The following is a 455-nucleotide window of genomic DNA, read 5'->3' on the forward strand; positions in this document are numbered from 1 at the left end:
TTCCCACGCAGAGCATGGGAACGATCAGATCAAAAATCGCAGCCTGCGGCAGCTCCTACAAGGGTTGTGATTGGCTGGGAGATCAGCGCAGGCCCAGTTTGGCCGCCGCGCGCTCGGTAATCTCCGTACGCAATTTCAACGAAGGCGCCGCGCGCAACCGCGCCTCTTCGACCACCGCACTTGGCGCCACCTCCGGACTGCCGGCGTTGAACGGCGGTGCCGGGGCATATTCCAGTTGCAACTGCACCAGTTGCGCCGTATCGGCATCGACCAGTTCCGCTGCCAGCACCAAGGCGAAATCGATGCCAGCGGTGATTCCGCCACCGGTAAACAGATTGCCGTCGCGTACCACCCGATCCTTCACCGCAACCGCGCCCAGGGTCGGCAGCAACTGGTGATACGCCCAATGCGTGGTCGCGCGCTTGCCCTGCAACAGACCCGCCGCGCCGAGCACC

General features: G+C 64.0%; 1 pseudogene. It reads right to left on the reverse strand.

Going from position 1 to position 455, the window contains the following annotated elements:
• Window positions 1-82: 82 nt before the first annotated feature.
• Window positions 83-455 (reverse strand): annotated as a pseudogene (gene inhA, locus J5M71_RS28310) (isonitrile hydratase); the annotation flags it as partial.

It is taken from the genome of Pseudomonas sp. 43(2021) (genome assembly GCF_017490805.1).
In the GTDB taxonomy this organism is placed as follows: domain Bacteria; phylum Pseudomonadota; class Gammaproteobacteria; order Pseudomonadales; family Pseudomonadaceae; genus Aquipseudomonas.